This is a genomic window from Halomonas sp. SIMBA_159, assembly GCF_046536035.1.
GTDB lineage: Bacteria > Pseudomonadota > Gammaproteobacteria > Pseudomonadales > Halomonadaceae > Vreelandella > Vreelandella venusta_A.
In genome coordinates, this window is sequence record NZ_JAWJBT010001384.1 from 1 (window position 1) to 243 (window position 243).

General features: G+C 72.4%; 1 protein-coding gene. It reads right to left on the minus strand.

The window, feature by feature from the left end:
* The coding region (locus R0J87_RS23785) for a hypothetical protein (RefSeq protein ID WP_498889479.1) at positions 1-243 on the minus strand (243 nt) is incomplete at both ends.

Below are 243 nucleotides of genomic sequence, written 5' to 3' on the forward strand. Positions count from 1 at the left end.
GGTCGCCGACCACGGACCGGAGTGCGGTCCCGTTGTCGTCGAGGTTGTCGCACGGGATCAGCGTGATCGTGCCGTCGGGCAGGGCACGGCGTCGGGCGTCGAGCGCCCAGAGCAGGCGGGCGGGCATGGTGTGCAGGACGCCGTTCGCGATGGTGTCCGGCGGGTTCTCCCGATCGGCGACGGCTTCGCCCAGCGCACAGATGTCGGCGGTGATGTCGGGGTCGGCGACGTCGAGGCGGCCGT